Annotated in this window: 23 protein-coding genes; 21 read left to right on the top strand and 2 right to left on the bottom strand. The window is 41.1% G+C overall.

What is annotated here, in order from left to right:
- Positions 1 to 13: 13 nt before the first annotated feature.
- The 21 genes from BLS59_RS15060 to BLS59_RS14960 all read left to right on the top strand — a co-directional run bounded on the left by BLS59_RS15060 (position 14) and on the right by BLS59_RS14960 (position 19,741).
- Positions 14 to 3,067, top strand: coding sequence for a TAT-variant-translocated molybdopterin oxidoreductase (locus BLS59_RS15060; RefSeq protein WP_091150110.1), 3,054 nt, complete (start codon positions 14 to 16; stop codon positions 3,065 to 3,067).
- 27 nt (positions 3,068 to 3,094) lie between these two features.
- Positions 3,095 to 4,567 (top strand): NrfD/PsrC family molybdoenzyme membrane anchor subunit, encoded by a 1,473-nt coding sequence (gene nrfD, locus BLS59_RS15055; protein WP_091150109.1) that lies wholly within the window; start codon positions 3,095 to 3,097, stop codon positions 4,565 to 4,567.
- Between the two features lie 8 nt (positions 4,568 to 4,575).
- The gene (locus BLS59_RS15050; RefSeq protein WP_091150108.1) at positions 4,576 to 5,112 is read left to right on the top strand and encodes a DUF3341 domain-containing protein; all 537 of its coding nucleotides are present in this window, start codon (positions 4,576 to 4,578) and stop codon (positions 5,110 to 5,112) included.
- A complete protein-coding gene (locus tag BLS59_RS15045; RefSeq protein ID WP_091150107.1) occupies positions 5,096 to 5,680 on the top strand; it encodes a c-type cytochrome in 585 nt (194 codons plus the stop codon). The genes BLS59_RS15050 and BLS59_RS15045 overlap by 17 nt, the downstream gene beginning before the upstream one ends.
- A gap of 12 nt (positions 5,681 to 5,692) precedes the next feature.
- The gene (locus tag BLS59_RS15040; protein ID WP_091150106.1) at positions 5,693 to 6,949 is read left to right on the top strand and encodes a quinol:cytochrome C oxidoreductase; all 1,257 of its coding nucleotides are present in this window, start codon (positions 5,693 to 5,695) and stop codon (positions 6,947 to 6,949) included.
- 48 nt (positions 6,950 to 6,997) lie between these two features.
- Positions 6,998 to 8,182, top strand: a complete 1,185-nt coding sequence (locus BLS59_RS15035) for a cytochrome c oxidase subunit II (protein WP_162842647.1) — start codon at positions 6,998 to 7,000, stop codon at positions 8,180 to 8,182.
- Between the two features lie 17 nt (positions 8,183 to 8,199).
- Positions 8,200 to 10,089 carry a cytochrome c oxidase subunit I gene (locus BLS59_RS15030; protein ID WP_205411274.1) on the top strand — a complete coding sequence of 630 codons (1,890 nt, stop codon included), beginning with the start codon at positions 8,200 to 8,202 and terminating at the stop codon, positions 10,087 to 10,089.
- A 148-nt stretch (positions 10,090 to 10,237) separates the two neighbouring features.
- Entirely contained in the window at positions 10,238 to 11,299 is a 1,062-nt protein-coding gene (locus BLS59_RS15025; protein WP_091150103.1) for a COX15/CtaA family protein, read from the top strand.
- On the top strand, positions 11,296 to 12,159 hold the full coding sequence (cyoE, locus tag BLS59_RS15020; protein ID WP_091150102.1) for a heme o synthase: 864 nt from the start codon (positions 11,296 to 11,298) through the stop codon (positions 12,157 to 12,159). Before BLS59_RS15025 ends, cyoE begins: the two co-directional genes overlap by 4 nt.
- 5 nt (positions 12,160 to 12,164) lie before the next feature.
- On the top strand, positions 12,165 to 12,749 hold the full coding sequence (locus BLS59_RS15015) for a cytochrome c oxidase subunit 3 (protein ID WP_240315245.1): 585 nt from the start codon (positions 12,165 to 12,167) through the stop codon (positions 12,747 to 12,749).
- Positions 12,750 to 12,770: 21 nt separating this feature from the next.
- The gene (locus tag BLS59_RS15010; protein WP_091150101.1) at positions 12,771 to 13,496 is read left to right on the top strand and encodes a cytochrome c oxidase subunit 3; all 726 of its coding nucleotides are present in this window, start codon (positions 12,771 to 12,773) and stop codon (positions 13,494 to 13,496) included.
- Positions 13,497 to 13,509: 13 nt separating this feature from the next.
- Positions 13,510 to 13,854, top strand: coding sequence for a cytochrome C oxidase subunit IV family protein (locus BLS59_RS15005; protein ID WP_091150100.1), 345 nt, complete (start codon positions 13,510 to 13,512; stop codon positions 13,852 to 13,854).
- Entirely contained in the window at positions 13,854 to 14,552 is a 699-nt protein-coding gene (locus BLS59_RS15000) for an SCO family protein (RefSeq protein WP_091150099.1), read from the top strand. Before BLS59_RS15005 ends, BLS59_RS15000 begins: the two co-directional genes overlap by 1 nt.
- Positions 14,553 to 14,636: 84 nt before the next feature.
- Positions 14,637 to 15,212 carry a DUF420 domain-containing protein gene (locus BLS59_RS14995; protein ID WP_091150098.1) on the top strand — a complete coding sequence of 192 codons (576 nt, stop codon included), beginning with the start codon at positions 14,637 to 14,639 and terminating at the stop codon, positions 15,210 to 15,212.
- 48 nt (positions 15,213 to 15,260) lie between these two features.
- Complete coding sequence (locus BLS59_RS14990; protein ID WP_091150097.1) at positions 15,261 to 16,031, top strand: hypothetical protein; 771 nt, start codon at positions 15,261 to 15,263, stop codon at positions 16,029 to 16,031.
- Positions 16,032 to 16,088: 57 nt separating this feature from the next.
- Positions 16,089 to 16,367, top strand: a complete 279-nt coding sequence (locus tag BLS59_RS14985) for a hypothetical protein (RefSeq protein WP_091150096.1) — start codon at positions 16,089 to 16,091, stop codon at positions 16,365 to 16,367.
- 122 nt (positions 16,368 to 16,489) lie between these two features.
- Entirely contained in the window at positions 16,490 to 16,894 is a 405-nt protein-coding gene (locus tag BLS59_RS14980) for a DUF983 domain-containing protein (protein ID WP_091150095.1), read from the top strand.
- On the top strand, positions 16,872 to 17,534 hold the full coding sequence (locus tag BLS59_RS14975) for a DUF2461 domain-containing protein (protein ID WP_091150094.1): 663 nt from the start codon (positions 16,872 to 16,874) through the stop codon (positions 17,532 to 17,534). Before BLS59_RS14980 ends, BLS59_RS14975 begins: the two co-directional genes overlap by 23 nt.
- Before the next feature lie 108 nt (positions 17,535 to 17,642).
- Positions 17,643 to 18,470: an OmpA/MotB family protein gene (locus BLS59_RS14970; RefSeq protein ID WP_091150093.1), complete on the top strand. Its 828-nt coding sequence runs from the start codon at positions 17,643 to 17,645 to the stop codon at positions 18,468 to 18,470.
- Between the two features lie 175 nt (positions 18,471 to 18,645).
- Positions 18,646 to 19,125: an RNA polymerase sigma factor gene (locus BLS59_RS14965; protein WP_091150225.1), complete on the top strand. Its 480-nt coding sequence runs from the start codon at positions 18,646 to 18,648 to the stop codon at positions 19,123 to 19,125.
- Position 19,126: 1 nt separating this feature from the next.
- On the top strand, positions 19,127 to 19,741 hold the full coding sequence (locus BLS59_RS14960) for a hypothetical protein (protein ID WP_091150092.1): 615 nt from the start codon (positions 19,127 to 19,129) through the stop codon (positions 19,739 to 19,741).
- Between the two features lie 5 nt (positions 19,742 to 19,746).
- Here BLS59_RS14960 and BLS59_RS14955 read toward each other — a convergent pair whose 3' ends face one another.
- Complete coding sequence (locus BLS59_RS14955) at positions 19,747 to 20,049, bottom strand: DUF4286 family protein (RefSeq protein WP_091150091.1); 303 nt, start codon at positions 20,047 to 20,049, stop codon at positions 19,747 to 19,749.
- Between the two features lie 158 nt (positions 20,050 to 20,207).
- The gene (locus tag BLS59_RS14950) at positions 20,208 to 22,013 is read right to left on the bottom strand and encodes a tetratricopeptide repeat protein (protein ID WP_091150090.1); all 1,806 of its coding nucleotides are present in this window, start codon (positions 22,011 to 22,013) and stop codon (positions 20,208 to 20,210) included.
- Positions 22,014 to 22,122: the final 109 nt, after the last annotated feature.

Genomic DNA, 22,122 nt, shown 5'->3' with positions numbered 1-22,122 from the left:
TTATATAGCTTAAATGGACAGCAATAAAAAATACTGGAAAGGTTTAGAAGAACTAAACAGAACACCAGAATTTGTTGAGAAAAATAAAAACGAATTTGCAGAGCCTATTCCAATTGAGGAAGTGCTTAGCGGATCTGGTTTATCGGCTAAAACTCCCCGCCGCGACTTTTTAAAGGCGCTTGGCTTTGGTGTTGGTGCTGTTACGCTGGCTGCTTGTCAAAAGGTTCCTGTACATAAATCGATCCCTTACCTTATAAAGCCCGAGGAGGTAACCCCGGGTGTGGCCAACTACTATTCTTCAACTTATGAAGGACAGGCCATTTTGGTAAAAACCCGTGAAGGTCGCCCTATTAAGGTAGAAGGTAACCCCAACGATATTTTTGCAAAAGGTGGATTAAGCGCACAAGCCCAGGCTTCGGTTTTGGATTTGTATGATGTAAACCGTTTGAAAGATCCAAAAATTAATGGTACCGATGCCGGTTGGGACGCAGTTGATGCTTTTGTTATCAAAGAACTTGCCGCTGTTGCAGCTTCAGGTAAAGGCATCCGCTTAGTTACTTCAACTATCCACAGCCCATCTACCTTAGCGGTAATTGCAGATTTTACTGCCAAATACCCAACTACCAAACACATCAATTACGACGCAGTATCTTATACAGGTATTATCCAGGCTAATCAAAACAGTTTTGGTAAAGCCGTACTGCCTCACTATAATTTTGATAAGGCTGATATAATTGTAAGCTTCGGCGCCGATTTCCTTGGAACATGGATCTCTGGCGAAGAGTTTACCCGTCAGTACGTATCAAACCGTAACAACGAGTCGCTGGAAAAGAAAAAGATGTCACGTCACATCCAATTTGAAAGCGGCATGAGCTTAACCGGTACCAATGCCGATAACCGCTTCCCGATTAAACCATCTGAAGAAGGTTCGGCAATCATCAGCCTGTACAATGCAATTGCAGGTACAACTTTACCGGGTACAAAAAAAGCACTTAGCAAAACTACCGATACTGCCATCACTTTAGTTGCAAAGGAATTACTTGCAGCAAAAGGTAAAGCATTAGTAGTAGCCGGCTCAAACGACGTAGCTACACAGGTATTGGTAAATGCTATCAACTCCCTGCTGGGCAGCTACGGTACTACTATCGATTTGGATAACCCATCAAAACAATACGCCGGTAACGATGCTGCTTTTGTTGAGTTTGTAAGCGAATTGAACCGTGGTGATGTAGGCGCGGTGTTTTTCCTGAATGCTAACCCTGCTTACGATTACTTTAAAGCTGCCGACGTAACCGCCGGACTTAAAAAAGTGCGTTTATCAGTATCATTCTCAGATCATGCCGAAGAAACAGCTAACCTGGTAACAGTTATAGCTCCAAATCATCATTACTTAGAATCATGGGGCGATGCTAACGCGGTTGAAGGTTACTACACAGTTGTGCAGCCAACCATTAACCCGGTTTACAACACCCGCCAAGCCGAGCATAGCTTATTAGTATGGAGCGATAATGCCGTTAAGGATTATTACGCTTACGTACGTAACAACTGGGATAAAAACTTATTCCCTAAAGTTGGTTTATCAGGTCAAAAGGGCTGGGAATCTCTGTTACAAACAGGAATGATCAAAACTACCCCGGTTGCTGCTGGTACTTACAGCTTCACCCGCGACCTGAATGCCGTTGCTCAAACAATTTTAGATCACAGCAACAGCCTTTCTGGTGGTAAGTTTGAATTACAGGTTTACCAGTCACAAGCAATTGGCGATGGTAAGCGTGCCAACAACCCTTGGTTGCAGGAGTTGCCAGATCCGGTTTCTAAAGTAACATGGGATAACTTTGCAGCCCTTTCTATCAAGGATATAAAAGACCTTAAACTTAACGAAGGTGATGTAATTAAAGTAACTGCAAACGGTTACTCGGTTGAAGTACCTGTATTGGCACAGCCAGGACAAGCTACCGGAACCATTTCAATAGCTGTTGGTTACGGTCGTGTGAATGCTGGTCCGGTAGGTGATAACGTTGGTAAAAACGCTTTTCCTTTCTACAGCTTCCGCAACGGAACTTTCCAGACTACTGCAATTGCCGAGTTTAAAACAACCGGTGTTATATCGCCGCTTGCGCAAACACAAACGCACCACTCTTACGAGGGTCGTAGTGTAATTCGCGAAGCCAGCTTTACCGAATACAAAAAGAACCCTGCAGCCGGAAGCGGTAGCGAGGGCGAACATAAAGATTACGACAAAACTACCAGTTTATGGGATAGCCATGACCGCCCTGTTTATGACTGGGTAATGGCCATCGACTTAAATGCCTGTACCGGTTGCGGTGCCTGTGTGGTAGCTTGTAATGCAGAAAATAACATACCTGTTGTAGGTAAAGACGAAGTACGCCGCCGCCGCGAAATGCACTGGATCCGTATTGACCGTTACTACAGCTACAATGATAATGGTAACTCTGAAGAAGCGGTTACAAAAGAACTGGAAATAGACAAACTGGATAACTTCGATCGCGTATCGGTAGTACATCAGCCAATGCTTTGCCAGCACTGTGATCACGCACCTTGCGAAACTGTTTGTCCGGTACTGGCTACCGTTCACTCATCAGAAGGTTTAAACCAGATGGCTTACAACCGTTGCGTAGGTACACGTTATTGTGCAAACAACTGCCCTTACAAAGTACGTCGCTTTAACTGGTTCAACTACTGGAACGATTCACGTTTTGACAACTACCTTAACAACGAGCATACGCAACTGGTATTAAACCCGGATGTAGTTACACGTTTCCGTGGGGTAATGGAAAAATGTTCAATGTGTGTTCAGCGTATCCAGGCAGGTAAATTGAAAGCTAAGATCGAAAAACGTCCGTTAAAGGATGGTGAGGTTAAAATGGCTTGTCAGCAAACCTGTTCAGCAAACGCAATTGTTTTCGGTAACAGAAATGATCCTAACTCTGAAGTTTCAAAAGCATTGGCAAGTGAAAGAACTTACTACGTGTTGGAAGAACTGAACGTAAAACCAGGTATCGGTTACCAGGTTAAGGTTAGAAATTTATCAGAATTAGAAGCTTAAAATTTTTATATACAGAGATTAAAATATATGGCATCTCATAGTGAATCAATAATTAGGGAACCGTTAATTACGGGTAAAAACATCACATACGGTCAGATCACTGACGATGTATTGCGCCCTGTAGAGAATATGCCCGGTAAAGCCTGGTGGATAGGATTTAGCGTAGCTTCGTTAGGTGCCTTACTTTGGGTAGTATCTATCAGCTACACTTTTTGGTTCGGAATAGGAGCCTGGGGACTTAACAAAACAGTAGGCTGGGCATGGGATATCACCGGTTTCGTATGGTGGGTAGGTATTGGTCACGCCGGTACGCTTATCTCTGCAGTATTGCTGTTGTTCCGTCAAAACTGGCGTAACTCCATCAACCGCTCGGCCGAGGCGATGACCATCTTCGCGGTAATTTGCGCGGCCACTTATATCGGCGCACACATGGGCCGCCCGTGGATGGCTGTTTATTCATTGCCTTTACCAAACCAGTACGGCTCATTATGGGTTAACTTTAACTCACCGCTTATCTGGGACGTATTTGCAATATCAACTTACTTTTCGGTTTCATTGGTATTCTGGTACACAGGTTTATTGCCTGATATCGCTACCATCCGTGACCGTGCTACAGGCTTACGCCGCCGCATCTATTCCGTATTATCATTCGGATGGACGGGTTCGGTTAAAACCTGGCAGCGTTTTGAAACTGTATCATTAATATTAGCCGGTGTATCTACACCACTTGTATTATCGGTACACACCATTGTATCAATGGACTTTGCCACCTCCCTTGAACCGGGATGGCATACAACAATTTTCCCTCCGTACTTCGTTGCGGGAGCTATCTTCTCGGGTTTCGCGATGGTACAAACGCTATTGCTGGTAACACGTAAAGTATTAGGTCTGGAAAATTATATCACCATGTTCCACATCGAATCCATGAACAAAATTATCCTGGTAACAGGTTCTGTTGTGGGTGTGGCATACATTACAGAGTTCTTTATCGCTTACTACTCTGGCGGCGAATACGAGCAGTATACCTTCTTAAACAGGTTTATTGGTCCGTACTGGTGGGCAGCTTGTATGATGTATGGCTGTAACGTACTGATGACCCAAATGATGTGGTCTAAAAAAGTACGTACCAACATTCCAATTTCATGGGTACTTTCCATCATCGTAAACATAGGTATGTGGTTTGAGCGTTTCGTGATCATCGTAACTTCATTACACCGTGATTACATTCCATCAAGCTGGGCTATGTTTTATCCTACCTGGGTAGATGTTGGTGTATTTATCGGTTCAATTGGCTTGTTCTTTACCATGTTCCTGTTGTTCATAAGGGTATTACCATCTGTGGCAATGGCCGAGGTGAAACTGATCCTGAAAAGCGCAAGTGAGCAGGCTAAGAAGAAACTTATTGACGATGGTCATTTAGATCCGGCTCATGTAGATTTCTACAAAGATAACCTGATCAAATTTGATAGTGTTGAACATTCTGATTACGAAAAAGTATAAATAAGCAAATGAGTAGCACCAAATATATATTAGGCGTTTTTGATGATCCCGATGAACTGATGCACGGGATCGATAAACTTCAGAAAAATAGCGTTCCTATTTATGATGTTTATACGCCAATGCCGATACACGGTATCGATGCAAAACTTGGAATTAAAGATTCGCGCTTAGGCTATGCAGCATTCATGTTCGGCTGTGTGGGCGGTTCGCTTATCTTCGGTTTGGTTTATTATTTCCTGGTACATGACTGGCCTATGGATATTGGTGGTAAAAACTATTTTGCCATTCCCGATTTTATCCCGGTAACCTTTGAGTGGACGGTGCTTTTTGCCTCTTACGGTATGGCATTTACCTTCTTTTTCTCAACTCACCTTTTCCCGGGCCGTGCGCCAAGGGTTATGGATTTGAGAGCTACCAATGACAAGTTTGTAATTGCTATAGATGCTAAAGGAAACATACCACACGAGGATATTACCAATATATTAAAAGAAGCAGGAGCAAGTGAAGTTAAGCATAACGACAGAAAATATGTTAGCTATGAATAAATTTAGAATATTAGGAACAATAGTTATCGTTATCGCTGCTTCGATTGTAGTTACATCGTGCAAGGATAAAAGGAGTACCGGATGGGAGTACGCCCCTAATATGTATGAGCACATCGCATACGATCCGGATCAGAAGAACAATAACTTTAAAGATGGTAAAACCGCGCAGGTACCACCAGCCGGTACTATACCGGTAGGTTTTGTAAAGTTTGATTATCCTAACACAAAAGACGGTTACGAACTGGCAAGTGTTGAAGTTAAAACAGTACTTGCACAAACCCAGGCCAACTATAAAGACGGTAAGATCTTGTTTGAGCACTTTTGCTCTCCTTGTCATGGTCTGAGCGGGCAGGGCGATGGTTTGGTAGTTCAGCACGGATATCCGCCGCCGCCATCATATTCAAAAGGACAATCATCACGCGGTGGTGCCATGAAAGATTTAACTGACGGTAAAATATACCATACCATTACTTACGGTGTAAATGCTATGGGATCTTACGCTTCACAGTTGGCTCCTGAAGAACGCTGGAAAGTGATCATGTATGTTCACCATTTACAAACTTTATAAGAATTAGAATTGATGAATACTCATAATAGTTTAGACGGGCAATTTGAATTTACCGGAAAGGTAAAAACATATAGCTTAGCTGCAATAGCCGTTGGTGTTTTAGTTATTTTAATAGGTTTTTTTACAGGACAGGGCGAGCGCACATTTGCAAATTTATTGCTGATGAGCTATTACTTTGCTTGCGTTTGTACCGCAGGTGTATTTTTCTGCGCCCTGCAATATGTTGCTCAGGCGGGTTGGTCTGCTTCATTGCTGCGTATACCACAGGCTTTTGCCAAGGTATTACCGATAGCCGCCGTTATACTGATAGTTATTGTTTTCGCAGGTTTGCACTTTACACACCATACCGAAATTGAAGGCAAGCACGTTGTTGCACCTTATTTATATAAAATATGGGCACTTGATGGTGTTACCACAAAAGGCAATGCCAATTACGATGCTATTTTAGCAGGTAAATCGGGTTACTTAAACCTTGGCTTCTTTCTTGGCCGTATGGTTTTATTTTTAGGAGCTTATTCAATATTTGGCAGGTTATTGGTAAAATACTCAGAAACTGAGGATGAATTGGGCGGCTTATTTTACTACAAGAAAAGCTTTACTATTTCTGCCGCATTCCTGGTAGTATTTGGATTTACACAGCCTTTATTTGCTTTTGATACTATCATGTCATTAGAAGCGCACTTTTTCTCAACCATGTTTGGCTGGTATAACTTTGCCGCTATGTGGGTAAGTACGTTGGCTATCATAACATTAACAGCTATCTGGTTAAGAACCAAGGGTTACATGGAGTGGATCACACAAGATCACTTGCACAACTTAGGTCAGTTAATATTCGGTTTCTCTATATTCTGGACCTACGTATGGTTTGCACAGTTCTTACTGATCTACTACGCCAACATACCTGAGGAAACTGTTTACTTTTTCAGAAGATGGGAGCCTGAATTTAAACCTTGGTTTTGGTTAAATATCGTTATTAACTTTTTAGCGCCGTTGCTTATTATCATGGCCCGCGATTCAAAACGTAAAACCAACGTATTGGCAACAACATGCGTGATCTTAATATTTGGTCACTGGCTTGATTATTACATAATGATCATGCCTGGTACAGTAGGTGCCGAAGGTAGACGATTTGATTACATTGAAATTGGTGTATTCCTGGGTTTTGCAGGTTTATTTACCTTCCTGATGCTGACTGCTTTAAGTAAGTTTAAATCGCTTGTTCCTAAAAAACATCCGTTCTTACAGGAGAGCCTTCATCATCACATATAATATTTGTTAAATTTGCATCAAAATACAGAATACCAAACTGAAATTAAAATGGCATTCAGAAAGTTTATAAATTCTAAAACATTACTATCGTTTTTCGCGGCGTTCATGCTTTTGGGCACAAACGTGCTGATGGCGCAAACTCCGGCAGCAACAGGTGCCGGCGAACCCGAAGCGCCACAGGTTGACTGGGCTGGCGTATCATACTACGTGCTGATATTTTTCCTGATTTGTCTGGGTGTTGCCGTAATAGGTAAAATTTTAAAGATCTATGATCTTACCTTAAAAATTCAGGGTAAAAAAGGCTTAAAATGGAATACTGTTATGGGCGTTATATGCCTGGTATTCCTGATTGCAGGTATATATGGCGCATACTGGTCGTTTACTGTGCAAGGCAGCATGACCTTGCCAGAATCTGCGTCGGCTCACGGTGTTAATATTGATGAAATGTTCACCGTAACTACCGTGTTAACGATGATCGTTTTCTTTATCACCCAAATTTTACTGTTTACATTTTTATTCAGATACAGGCATTCAGACAAACGCCGTGCATACTTCTTACCGCACGACAATACCATCGAAAAGATCTGGACCATAGCACCAGCTATCGTGTTAACCATTTTAGTTGTATTCGGTTTCTTTACCTGGCAAAAAATAATGGATACCAGCGAAAAAGTTGGCGATATTAATATTGACATTACCGGCCATCAGTATAAATGGGAGCTACGTTACCCTGGTAAAGACGGTATTTTAGGCCCGAAGGATTTTAAATTGGTTACCGGTTTTAATAAATTGGGTGTTAACTTCAAAAAACGCAGCAGCTTTGATGATCTTGCAGTTGATACCATGTATTTGCCGGTACACAAAACAATAAGGTTAAACATACAGGCACAGGATGTGATCCACAGTGTTTATATGCCGCACTTCAGGGTTCAGCTAAACGCGGTACCGGGATTGCCTACCTTCTTTAAATTTACCCCAACAATTACAACCGCTGAAATGCGGAGAAAAACAGACGATCCTAAATTTGAATACTTAGTTTACTGTAACAAAGTATGCGGTGGCGGTCACTACAACATGCAAGCAGTTGTGCGTGTGGTTACCGAAGCCGAATATCAGGCATGGTTATCAAGACAAAAACCTTATTTAACAGACCAGTTAAAAAAGGAATTGCATTTCGCAGCTGCGGAATCGTCAAAGTCAGTATCTCAAAACAGGTTAGCGTTAAATAATTAATATAATATAAGAGCGATATGTCAACATTAGCAGTTCACGATCACGGAGTAGCACATCACGACGAACACGGTCACGAACACCATCATAATCAATCGTTCCTGTCTAAATACGTGTTTAGCATGGATCACAAGATGATTGCCAAGCAATTCCTGATAACAGGTATTACTATGGCAGTTATCGCGATGATATTATCAATACTATTCAGGATCCAGTTAGCTTATCCTGATAAAACATTCCCTTTATTGACTACATTGTTGGGTCACTTTGCACCTAACGGCCGTATAAGCACCGAGTTTTATCTTTCGCTGGTTACCATTCACGGTACCATCATGGTGTTCTTTGTGTTAACAGCCGGTTTGAGCGGTACTTTTGCCAACTTATTAATTCCATTGCAAATAGGTGCTCGTGATATGGCTTCGCCGTTCATGAACATGCTGTCGTATTGGTTTTTCTTTTTGGCCAGTGTTATCATGTTGTCATCGTTCCTGGTTCAAAAAGGTCCTGCAAGTGGTGGCTGGACAATTTATCCACCATTATCGGCCCTGCCAAAGGCTATGCCAGGCTCGGGTACCGGTATGACTTTGTGGTTAATAAGTATGGTATGTTTTGTGGCATCATCATTAATGGGTGGTATCAACTACGTAAGTACTGTGTTAAACATGCGTACAAAAGGTATGGATCTTTGGAAAATGCCTTTAACTATCTGGGCATTATTTCTTACTGCGGTATTAGGTGTATTAGCGTTCCCTGTATTAGTTGCAGGTGTTGTATTGCTGATATTCGACCGTAGTTTTGGTACAAGCTTTTATCTTTCTGATATCGTATTAAACGGTGTTCCTCAGCCTTATGAAGGTGGTAGCCCTATCCTGTTCCAGCATTTATTCTGGTTCTTGGGTCACCCGGAGGTTTACATCGTAATTATGCCGGCAATGGGTATCTCATCCGAAGTAATGTCTGTAAACTCACGCAAACCCATTTTTGGTTACCATGCGATGGTTTACTCATTAATAGGTATCACCGTATTATCGTTCATTGTATGGGGTCACCACATGTTTGTTACGGGTATGAATCCGTTCCTGGGCGGTGTGTTCATGATCACTACCTTGATCATCGCGGTACCATCGGCAGTAAAAACATTTAACTGGCTGGCAACGCTTTGGCGCGGTAACATCAGGTTTACGCCTGCAATGTTGTTCGCTATAGGTATGGTGTCATTCTTTATATCAGGAGGTTTAACCGGTATCTTCTTAGGTAATGCCGCGTTAGATATTAACCTGCATGATACTTACTTTGTGGTTGCCCACTTCCACTTGGTAATGGGTTCGGCAGCTATATTTGGTATGCTTGCCGGTGTATATCACTGGTTCCCTAAAATGTTTGGCAGAATGATGGATGAGAAATTAGGCTATCTGCACTTCTGGTTAACATTTATCGGTGCTTACCTGGTATTCTTCCCGATGCACTTTATGGGTCTGGATGGCGTACCTCGTCGTTACTATGCGTTCACCGAGTTTGCAAGCATGCAACGCTGGTTAACCGTAAATACATTTATTACCTGGGCAGCTATTATGGCAGCTTTGGCACAGGTTGCTTTCCTTTACAACTTTATCACATCGATATTTGCAGGTAAAAAAGCAACACAAAATCCCTGGGAGGCAAATACCCTGGAGTGGACTACACCTGTTGAGCACTTACACGGTAACTGGCCTGGCGAAATTCCAACTGTTTACCGTTGGCCATATGATTACAGCAAGCCAGGTGCCGAAGAGGATTATATACCACAAACTACTCCTTTCTCTCAAACCATGAGCTCAAATCTTCCGCATGATTTTGAAGATAACCCTGTTGGTTTAGAGGAGCAAAACAAATTTACAAGTACGCTGAAAGCAAACGAAGAAGTAAAATAATCTTAATACTGATCTGATCTTTTAGGGTACCTCCTTTAATTTGAAGATTTGAAAATGTGCTAATTTGAAGATGCTTTATTTTCAAATCTTCAAATTCTCAAATCTTCAAATTAAGACAAGGGTACCCTAAATTTTTAGAAATACTTAAATGAGTATATCTACATCAAAACATAGGTTTCAAAGCATCAACCTCATAACAATTGTTATTCTTTTTGTTTTGATACTTGCTGGCGGTGTTGTGCGAAGTACCGGTTCAGGAATGGGATGCCCCGACTGGCCTAAGTGTTTTGGAAGGTATGTTCCGCCGGTTAGCAGTGCCGATTTGCCCAGCGATTACAAGCAGAAATACGTAGAGAAACGACTGGCTAAAAATCAGCGCTTCGCAAAAACATTAGATGTATTTGGCTACAGCGATCTGGCTAAACGCATCCGCGAAGACCGGTCTATCCTTACCCCTGAAGAGTTTAACGCCGGCAAAACCTGGACAGAGTATATCAACCGTTTAATTGGCGCCATATCAGGAATATTCCTGTTGTTAATGGCAGTATACTCCTTCAGTTATTGGAACATAGATAAGCGCATCCCGGTATTAAGCGTCCTTAACTGGATCTTTGTAGGGTTTCAGGCATGGCTTGGTTCTATAGTGGTATCAACCAATTTGGTGGCGTGGATAGTTACAGTACACATGTTATTGGCGCTGGTTATTTTGGCCTTATGTATTTACACCTACCATTTGGCAAGAGTAGCTGGCAACAGCAAATTAAGTACAAGTCCGATTATATACGTTATTACGTTGATAGCCCTTGTATTGAGTACGGTGCAGATAACATTTGGTACCGAAGTACGGGAAAAGATAGATTCAGTAGCTAACCATTTTCAGGGAGGTTACCGTGATAGCTGGATAAAAAGCGCTGGCGATATCTTCGCACATCACCGGGATCTGGCAGTTTTGGTATTGGTGATTAACATAATGCTTTATGCGCTTATCCGTAAGCGCTTCAGCAGACATTCGGTGCAGCAGCAGTTAATGAGCTTTAACTTTTTAATGATCATGCTGCAAATTGTTACCGGTATATTATTATCATACTGGGCGCTGCCGCCATTTGCACAGGCAGCACATATAGTTTTGGCCAGTTTAGTATTTGGTGCACAATTTTATTTACTGCTGAATTTACATCAGTCGGTTAACGCAGGAGGAGTAAGAAATTGAAGTGGAGTGATTATTCAAAGTTGATAAAAACCAGGCTCACCTTTTTGGTGGTGTTTTCGGCATCTATATCATTTTTGATAGGCAGCCGGGCAAACGGTCATATCGACTGGTTAAACTGGGTAAAGCTGATCATAGGCGGCTTACTGGTAACATCCGCGGCAAATACATTCAACGAGATCATTGAAAAGGACCTGGATAAGCTCATGAAGCGCACCATGGATCGCCCATTGCCATCCGGGAAGATGAACACAGGGCAGGCCCTCGTGTTAGGTTTGGGAATGGGTATGGCAGGTACATATCTGTTGGGTAGCCTAAACATGTTAACTGGTTTATTATCGGTGTTTTCCATAGTGTTGTATGCTTTTGCTTATACACCTTTAAAACGTAAATCGCCAATTGCTGTATTTGTGGGCGCTATTCCTGGTGCATTACCACCACTTATTGGATATGTAGCCGCACAACAGCATGGAAGGATAGATGCTATAGCGCTCATCTTATTCGGTATTCAGTTTGTATGGCAGTTCCCTCATTTTTGGGCTATTGCCTGGGTGCTGGATGATGACTATAAACTGGCAGGTTTCAGACTGTTGCCAACTGGCGAACGTAATTTAGGAAGTGCGGTAATAACCTTTATATTTACATTGATATTGTTACCAGTGAGTTTATTGCCAACCATTTACGGTTACGGCGGTTACTATGTAGGGGCGGTATCATTGGTATGCAGTATAGTATTTTTATACCAGGCTTATAACCTGCTGCGCACCCAGCAAATTGAGGCGGCCCGCAAACTGATGTTTGGCTCGTTTATGTATTTGCCGGTAGTACAGTTAATGTTTTTGTTTGATTTTATAGCAAAGTGAAAGAAATGATGGCTCAGATGAGTAAAGACGATACCAGGCTTGACCTTGCTCCCAAGATATTTAACATGTGGATCTTCATATTCACATCGGGGATGTTTTTTGCAGCGTTTACAAGCGGTTTTATTGTGTACAGCGGCGGTAGGGGACATGGCCTTAATGTAATAATGCCAAGCGCTTTTTTATACAGTACAATCCTTATTGTATTTAGCAGCGGTACATTATTTTTAGCTTCAAAGGCAGCAAAGGGGTTACAGTTTGCAAAACAGCGTATGTTTTTGTGGCTCACATTTGCCTTAGGGATAGCATTTTTTGCTATGCAGATCTACGCGATGTATGTGTTGACCTACAAAATGAACATCTTCCTGACCGATCCAAATGCGTCAAGGTCGTTTGTTTACATTTTTGCCAGCATGCACTTGATACACATAATTGCAGGCTTATTACTATTATTAAATACTATAACAGCAACATACAGGAAAACGCCACAAGTGATTAATTTGTTTAAAATGCAAATGAGCTCTATTTTTTGGCATTTTCTCGGAATTATATGGATTTATCTGTATGTTTTTTTACTTTTGAACCAAAATTAACACACCCATTATTTAAGTACAATGAGTACAGCAGTATCACAAATTGATGAAGTAAAGACAACGCCGTGGTCTGGAGGGAGATCTCCCTTCAATGTTGAGTACGGAAAACTAATGATGTGGTTTTTTCTCCTTTCGGATGCATTTACCTTTTCATCATTATTGATTTCTTACGGCTCGCTACGTTTCGCCGCAAACGGCGTATGGCCTGCGGCAGATAAAGTATTCCAATCTGTACCCGGTTTACTTGAAAGCGGTGCGCCGTTAGTTTTCGTAGGGTTAATGACCTTTATCCTGATCATGAGCTCGGTAACAATGGTTTTAGCCGTAGAAGCGGGCCATCGTAACGATAAAAAACAGGTTACATATTGGATGATAGCTACCGTTATTGGTGGTTTGATGTTCCTTGGATGCCAGGCTTTAGAGTGGCACCACTTATATAGCGAAGGCTTTTGGTGGGGAAGTACACCGGCGGTTGATGAATTAGGAAAATTCTTTCGTGAAGGTGGTACAGAAGCTGTAAGGCACATGACCGCTCAGGAATTTGCTAACTTATTCTTTACCATAACAGGTTTCCACGGTTTCCACGTATTTACCGGCGTTATTATCAATATCATCATTACCATCAATGTACTGTTAGGCACTTACGAAAAACGCGGCAGCTACCTAATGGTTGAAAAAGTAGGCCTTTACTGGCACTTTGTTGATTTGGTTTGGGTATTTGTGTTCACATTCTTTTACTTAGTTTAAAAAAATTATATATATGTCAGCAGAATCACAAGAAGTTCACCACGAGGAAGGCGAGCACGAAACAATGACCAGGGGAAGAATCTGGAAAGTGTTTTTTATACTATTAGGTATTACCTGTGTTGAGTTTTTTATAGCACTTATTATTGTACCTAAGCATCCCGATCTGTTAGTTTATGCTAACCCTGTATATATCGTTTTAACATTGTTTAAAGCATTTTATATAGTAGCTTATTTCATGCACTTAAAGTTTGAGAAACTGGGTTTATCCTTGTCTATCATTGTCCCAATATTATTTATCATCGGTTTAATCCTGGTACTCACAAACGAAAGCCACCACTGGATTAGCCTGCGGAAGTAATGAAGGCTGCTATCTGGAAAAAAATTATAGTCCTGGTGCTCATATTAGCAGTACCAGGATTTTTATATTATTTACTAACCGTAAAAGGCAAAAACAGGTATAAACCACTGGCAGTTTACGGGCCGAAACAAGTGGCTAAAACAAGTCACCGTGTTCATGGTAAGGATATCCCCGATACCATTTATCACACCGTACAGCCATTTAAACTTACCGATCAGGACGGCAATACATTTACCGATGCCAACCTGAAAGGTAAAATATTTGTAGCCAGTTTTTTTTATACCCACTGTCCAACCGTTTGCAGTACCATCAACAATAACTTAAATTATTTGGTGGGCACCTACTGGAAAAACAAGATGGTTTATTTTACATCCATCACTGTTGATCCGGATAGGGATACGCAGGATGTGCTGAAAAAATACCTGGCCGGCTTTAAGCCCGATTCAAAACGCTGGCTCATGTTAACCGGCGATACTACATCTATATATGGCCTTGCCCGCAAAGGTTTTTTGGTTGATGCATTAAAGGCCGGTAATGACGATTTTATTTACAGCGATAAGCTGGTGTTAATAGATCAGGATAAACACATCAGGGGCTACTATTCGGGTGCCAACACCACCGATGTTAACCGCCTTAACGACGAGATAAAAGTACTAATAGCCGAAGAGCTGCGTAAAGTTGATAAAGCGTTATATTAATTTGAACGTTTGCCGATTTGAAGATTTGAAAAACACGAATCATCTTCAAATTCTCAAATTCTCAAATCCTCAAATTGAAAAATCATGAGCGATAAATTCATACTCCGCTTTGTGGCGGCCATAACCACATTTGTAATATTAGTGGTGATCCTGTTAAACAGGCACCTTATCCCCGGGCCGGCGGTGGCACCTTCGTTTACGCCTTATCTGCCTATGCTTAACGCGGTTTTAAACGCAACTTGTACCGTATTGCTTTTAACATCATTATACTTTATTAAGCAAGGTAATATTACGGTTCACAAACGTTTAAATATCCTGACATTCTGCCTGTCGTCGTTGTTCCTGGTATCCTATATTCTGTTTCATTACCTCATGCGTAACGATACCGTTTATGGCGATATTAATGGCGATGGCAAAGTATTAGGCCAGGAGCTTACCGATTATGGTACCTTACGTAAAGTTTACCTGACCATTTTAGTGCCGCACATTGTATTGGCAGCAGGTGTATTACCGTTAATATTACTGAGCTTTCATCGGGGTTTACAAATGCAGGTTCAAAAACACAAAAAGCTCGTACGCTGGACTTTCCCCATTTGGCTTTTTGTTACAGCAAGCGGTGTAGTGGTATATTTGATGATAAAGCCTTTTTATCATTTTTAATTAATAATCGATCTGTAGATTTTAGTTAACCTGTCAATTCTCATTGGTATGAAATTCAAGGTTCAAAATATTCAACGATTATTATCATTCCTGTTTTTTTTAACTGTCACTAGCAATTGTTTTTCGCAGTGTATCGACATATCAAAAATCGAGTTTGGAGGGGATTATGATTTTTATGAGTATATATTTGGTTGTCCTACCTACAGTTTTGCAGTTCATGGAGATACCTCAAAAAACTGGAATGTATTGAATAATGCAATTGATATTAAACAAGCACCCAAAAAAGCATTAACATATAGAAATTTAGTAGAGAAGAAAATCAAGCAATATTCAGGTTTAAGTTTCTTCACTGATCTTAAATTTATTGATGTTGAGGTCGTTTATCCGGAGAAATATAATTTGTTTAAAGGGAGAACTGACGTGACTCAAAGATATTGTAAAGCAAAATATTTTTATCATTATCAATTTCAACCAGATACGGTTGCGTCTTATCTTATCGGGATTGCAGTTAATGAAAAAGGAAAAATTATAAGTCCTTTTAAATTCCCTTCAAAAAAGGATTATAAACAGATAGATAAAAGCTTTACTTATTGTAAGCTACTGGATATAGCGAGAAACATTCAAAAAGATATAGATCCAATAGGTAAAATTTGTTTTGAATATAATGAGGTTGGAAAAAGGTTTTATTGGCTAATATCTCAGGACCTTGATTCAGAGAAAACACATGAGGGCCTCAATTATTTTAATCAGGTAATTATTGATGCTTCAGATTTTTCAAAAGTAAAGACGGTAAAAGGGGAGGCTCACATTATCTATTAATAAGTATGGGATTTGATATTACCCTTTTTTAATTAATAATTAGTTAAATTTGCAGCTATGAAACGTGGTTTTAAAGTTATCCTTTTCGTAATGGCCCTTGGGCTTATGGTTTGCAGCAAGCAGCCGGTAAAAGCGCAGTGCGCGCAATGTGCCGCTACGGTAGAAACCAATGCAAAAAACGGCGGTAACGCAGCAAGGGGTTTAAACAATGGCATCCTGTTTTTATTAGGTGCGCCGTATATTGCCGTTGCTGCAATAGGCTATATCTGGTACAAAAAGTATCGCCGTAAAAATGTTAACCTTAACATGCGCGAAGAAAAACTGCACCTGAATTAAATCCTGTGGTTCATTAGTTCATTAGTAAATTGGTTCATTAGTCTTGGCATATTGCCTTGCATAATTATCAATCGGTTACCAATGAACAATTGAACTAATAAACGATTGAACCAATCATCATCATGTCTGAAACGCCAAAGTCATGGGCTATGCTTCATTGTAAATGCCCGCGATGCCGCAGGGGAAATATGTTTCAGGGTGAAGCTTACAGCTTTTCAAATAAAATAAACCTTAACTGTCCGCATTGTAATTTACATTTTGAAATTGAGCCTGGCTATTTTTATGCGGCCATGTATGTAAGTTATGCCCTTAATGTTGGTGAAGCCCTTTTTCTTGCCTGGCTCACGCACCTGATCACCCAAAATTCCGATTCGCCGTGGTTGTATCTGAGTGTAATAATATTGGGGTGTTTTGTGTTGGCGCCCATAAATTTCAGATATTCGCGTGTGTTTTTATTGTATTGGCTATCGCCAAAAATCCATTACCAGGCTTATTTAGATACCGATGATATACCAGGAAAGTCTTGATTTTTTAAAGGATCTGGCACAAAACAATAACCGCGAATGGTTTTTGGCCAATAAGGAACGCTACGACAAGGCCCGCGAAAATGTTATTGATTTTGTAGGGCAGTTGCTTGCCATATTGCGTAAGGTTGATCCGGGAATTGAAGAAACACTCGACCCTAAAAAGTGTGTGATGCGCATCTACCGCGATATCCGTTTTAGGAAAGACAAAACGCCGTATAAAAATAACTTCGGTGTAAGCATCCCATCTTCGGGGTCAAAAAGTGGCGGGGTGGAATACTACCTGCAAATTCAGCCCGGCAATTCATTTATAGGCGGTGGGTACTGGATGCCCGAAGCCCCGCATTTAAAAAAGATCCGCCAGGAAATTGATTACAACGCTGCTGACCTCCGTAAAATAATTGATGAAAAAGATTTTATTAAGCTCTTTGGCGATTTTAAGCAGCAGGAGCAACTAAAGTCCGTTCCGCGGGAGTATGATGCCGAAAATGAGAACATTGATCTGTTAAAGCTTAAAAGCTTTGTGGGCTGGCACAAAATAACCGATAAAGAGATCACCGGCAAAAACGCCGTACAGCAAATAGCCGATGCCTGCAGTAAAATATACCCTTTAAACGTGTTTCTGAAAAACGCGCTTGCATAAACGCATAAATCCTTATAATTTAACCGCATGAACCGTCATGAGCTTGCCGCTCACAAAAGCAATAACAATTGCTCCTGATAGTTTTATCACCCTTAAACAATTACATTGATGAAAATTAAATATCTTTTAATAGCCGCTGCTGTTTGTCTTACGTTTTATTCCTGTAAAATCATGTCGCCAAAGGCCTACAAGGCCCTGGTTGCCCAGCGCGATTCGTTAAGCACCCGTACCGAAACGCTTGAAGCGCAGGTTTTTCAGTTACAGGCCGATACTATGCGCCTGCACCGCCAGCTGGCAGATTTAACCGGTACTTATACCGATTTGCAAAAGAGTAACAACAAGCTTAACAGCAACTATAACGAAACATCAAGCAAAGCCAAACAACTGGCTGCCGATCTGCAAAAACGCGAGGCTCGTCTGAAAGAAGTGGAAGATATTTTACGCAAGCGCGATGAGGCTACCAATGCCTTAAAAAATAAATTACAACAGGCACTGCTCGGTTTTCAGCAAAGCGGCTTAACGGTTGATATCCGCAACGGAAAAGTATATGTATCACTGGCCGATAAACTGCTGTTCCCATCGGGCAGTATCGTTATCGACGAAAAAGGTAAAGCTGCCCTTAAACAACTGGCAGAAGTACTTAACAAAGAACCTGATATTAATATGGCTGTTGAAGGCCATACCGATGATAAAAAGGTGATAAACCTTGGTCAGATAAAAGACAACTGGGATTTGAGCGTACTGCGTGCCACATCGGTAACACGCTACCTAACCGAAATTGAAAAGGTAGATCCGAAAAGGTTAACCGCGACAGGCAAAAGTGAGTTTCAACCGATTGATCCGGCCGCTACTACCGAAGCCCGCGCCAAAAACCGACGCATTGAAATTGTGCTCACGCCGAAACTTGATGAGTTGTATAATCTTATTAAGCAATAACAAAAAAGCTCCCGGTTTACCGGGAGCTTTTTTGTTTATAAAGATCGTGTTGTAGAGACACATATTTGTGTCTCCAATAATGTAATAAATATGTGTGTTTCCCTTTATTAAATTTATTTTCATTTCCCGCTAAGTTTTTCAAATACGGTGCGACTAATTGTATAAACAACATTTTTTGAAAGAGCAGTTTCTTATACTAATAGCAGATAACCAAGGCCTCATTTTTAAGGTTTGCAATATGTATTGCAACAATAAGGAGGATAAGGAAGATCTTTTTCAGGATATTGTTTTACAGCTTTGGCGCGCTTACCCCTCGTTTAAAGGCGAATCAAAAGTAACTACCTGGATGTACCGCATTGCCATTAACAATGCCATTACCCGGTTGCGAAAAGAAAGCCGGAAAGAAAAATTTTCTCCGCTGGACGAAGAGGCTTTCCATATTGCCGCCGATGATAATTATATGGATGAGCAGTTGGGGTTGATGTATGAGGCTATAAAAAAGCTATCGGAAGTTGAGCGGGCCATTACCATGCTTTACATGGAAGATTGCAGCTATAAAGAAATGGCCGAGATCCTGGGACTATCGGAATCAAACATTGGCTTTAAACTAAATAAGATAAAGAGCCGGTTAAAAACACTCGTAAACGCTGAATGATATGGAACTGGATGATTTTAAAAAGCACTGGAACAATATCCAGGATAAAGAGATTGAGGAACAAAAATATACAACCGAAAAATTAGATCACATTATTATGAACACAACAAACACATTAAGCGAACTGCTAAACAAAAGCATCTACTGGAATAAATTCGGAAAAGCCGTATGCTCCATGTTGATAGGCGCCCTGTTGTTTAACCTGCTTATATTTTATTTTCTCCCGGGCAAAAGCAACACTTTTTCAGAATCTCTTTTTTATGTTGCTATTTTAATAGCATATGCGCTGATCACTATGTGGGTGGGCAACAAGCAGCAACAAATATTTTCTATTTACAATGGCGAGAACCTGAAAGATAGCCTAACGAAAACCCTATCGGCTTATAAGCGATACTATATTATCTTCTACATTATTTATATCGTAGTTTTTCCAGCATATTTTTACGCTATGATAAAACTGTTTTTTACCTATTGGGCGCTTTCAACAAATACAATACTGATCATCTGCGCAGGCGGAACCGTTTTAGCTTTAATAGGCAGTCACCTTTACTACAGAGTTAAATTTGCCAAAAAGATAAAAAGCTTGGAAACAAATCTGAAGGAATTGGAGGGCTAATGGTCTTAATCTACCTCTTTCATCAGCGTATTAAACATCACAAACCGTTCGGCGTAACGTTCCTGGTGTATTGACTGGAAACTGTGCAGGTGGTTCATATAAAACTGTTGAAACTGTTCAATGGTATCGGCATTATACTGGATGCAATAGGTAACCCCTTCGTTTGGCGAATCAACCACTGTTAAAATGCGATAGGAACTAAAAAGACCTGTAGCCATTATAGCAGGGATATGTACATCCTTGATCCATTTAAGCCATTCTTCATGAATAGCTTCTTCAACTATTATAGTATCGTTATATACAATCATCGTGATGCAAAAATAGGTATTTAGTTTATTAAGTGAGTGGTTGATTAAGTGAATGGTGAGTAGTTGGGAGTGTTCGACCGAGTGAGAGAAACCTATAGACGTAAAGTGTTTTGCGCTAAGAACCATTCACCACTCACTCAATCAACCACTCACCAACCTCAAGAATCCGCCTTATCGCCTCTGAGCAGTCTAAAGCGCTTGCGAGATTCGTTTATCCAGAGGCTGCCGGGGTAATCTGTAATGATCTTCTGGTACCAGGTTTGGGCGGTGGCTTTATCATTTAACCGGTTTTCGTAAATATCGCCCAGCATAAATACCGCGTCATCTGCCCATAGTTCGGTAGGATGATCGTCAAAGATTTTTTTTAATAGCGGTACAGCGTCTGCGTAATTTTTTTGCTGAATAAGGATGCGTGATTTCGCCATTAGAATATCATCACTCAAACTATTATTGGGGAATTTTTTGTCGATACTATCCAGTGTTAACAGCGCTTTCTCCGGCTCCTCCGCAAAAATATGCAGATCGGCACGGGCGTATATTTTAAGCGCACCGCCAACACTATCGGCAATGGTATTATCGGCAATCAGTAGTAACAGGTTCAATGCATCGTTAGCGATCAGCTGCGATGTGGCGGCCTTTAATACATCAAGTTGTCCTTTGGCCCAGGTGAAATCGCCGGTGTAATAGGCCAGTTTGGCGTTCCTGAATTTAGCATCCTGACCAATTGCTGTGTTAGGAAAATCCTTTTCAACCTGGCTGTACAACAAGGTAGCTTCCCAGGGCTGGTTAACCAACAGGTATATATCACCCAAATCCAGCTTGCAGGAAGCCAGTGCATCTGGTCGTATTCCCTGTATGTTCACCGCATCTTCCAGTTGTTTTTGGGCATCCTTAAATTTATGCAGCTTAAAAGCCTGCAACCGCGCCAGCTTTTGCATGGCGAAAACGGTGCTGTTACTGCGGCCAAATTCGGTAAGTAAAGCAAGGTAATCCTGCTCCAGGCCAAGGAGGTCGGCCGGTTGGTATTTGCCCGAGGTGATCTTCAGGTTTTTGGTGTTGATAAGTTCTATTTTAGCGGCTATATACAGCGGCTGTGCTTTGCCTTTGCTAATAATATATTCGTACCCGCGAATGGCCGTATCATAAGCCTCGTTAACATTAAGCGTATTGCACAAATCAAATATGGCAGTACCATCATCATTAGCCCGGCGACTTAAAGCCAGCGCCTGGTTAAGCGCCAGGTCGTATTCCTTTTGCTGCATGTATTGCCAGGTAAGGATCTCGGCATAAATAATTTGCTGCGGGTCCTTTTGTATGCGCTTTAAAAGGGCAGCCTTAAGCATATTATAGTCGGTATCGCCCTCAAATAAAGTGGCGAAGATGCTTTCGGCCTGGTTAACAAAGGTGGGATTGGTGGGTAAAAAATTGAGGTACTCCTCTGTAAGCGCGGCCTTATCCCTTTTCAGGCGATAAAGATTTATCAGCTCATAAGTAAAAGCATCATCAGCGTGGAGTATTTTGCGGCCCTGCAAAAATGCTTTTATGGCGTAATCAATATTATTGGTTTGATAAAAAGAACTGGCGAGGTTTGCAATAGCCATCTGATCGGCAGGCAGGTTCTTTAATACGGTATTGTACACCGCATCTGCTTTATCCTGGTTGCCTTGTTGCGTATAAACTGTGCCAAGCATAATCTGGTATTCGTTGGTTTCGGGATGCTTCCTGATCAGTTTTTTCATAACGCTTTCGGCCTCATCAAAATTTTTGAGCTTCAGCAGCGTGTTTACATAGTACGAATAATAGGTTTCGTTACTTTGCTTAAACAGTTTTTGATAAATTTCAAGGGCTTTTTGAGTGTCGCCGTTGGCATTGTATTGCATGGCCAGCTGTTGTTCGTTGTCCTGCGCAAACAGCGCCGAACCGCTGATAAATACAATAATAATAAAGCTGAATAATGCCCTCATCAATTCAAAAATAGTCAAATAATACTTATGCCGAAACCCGCTTATTGTTTATATTCATATAACGGTAAAACCGGGTAAAATTATAGTGACATTTTAACAACATCAACTT

The sequence above is a fragment of the Mucilaginibacter pineti genome, assembly GCF_900101875.1.
Classification (GTDB): domain Bacteria; phylum Bacteroidota; class Bacteroidia; order Sphingobacteriales; family Sphingobacteriaceae; genus Mucilaginibacter; species Mucilaginibacter pineti.
The sequence above is the reverse complement of the archived record's forward strand: the minus strand, read 5'-3'. Positions and strand labels throughout refer to the sequence as shown.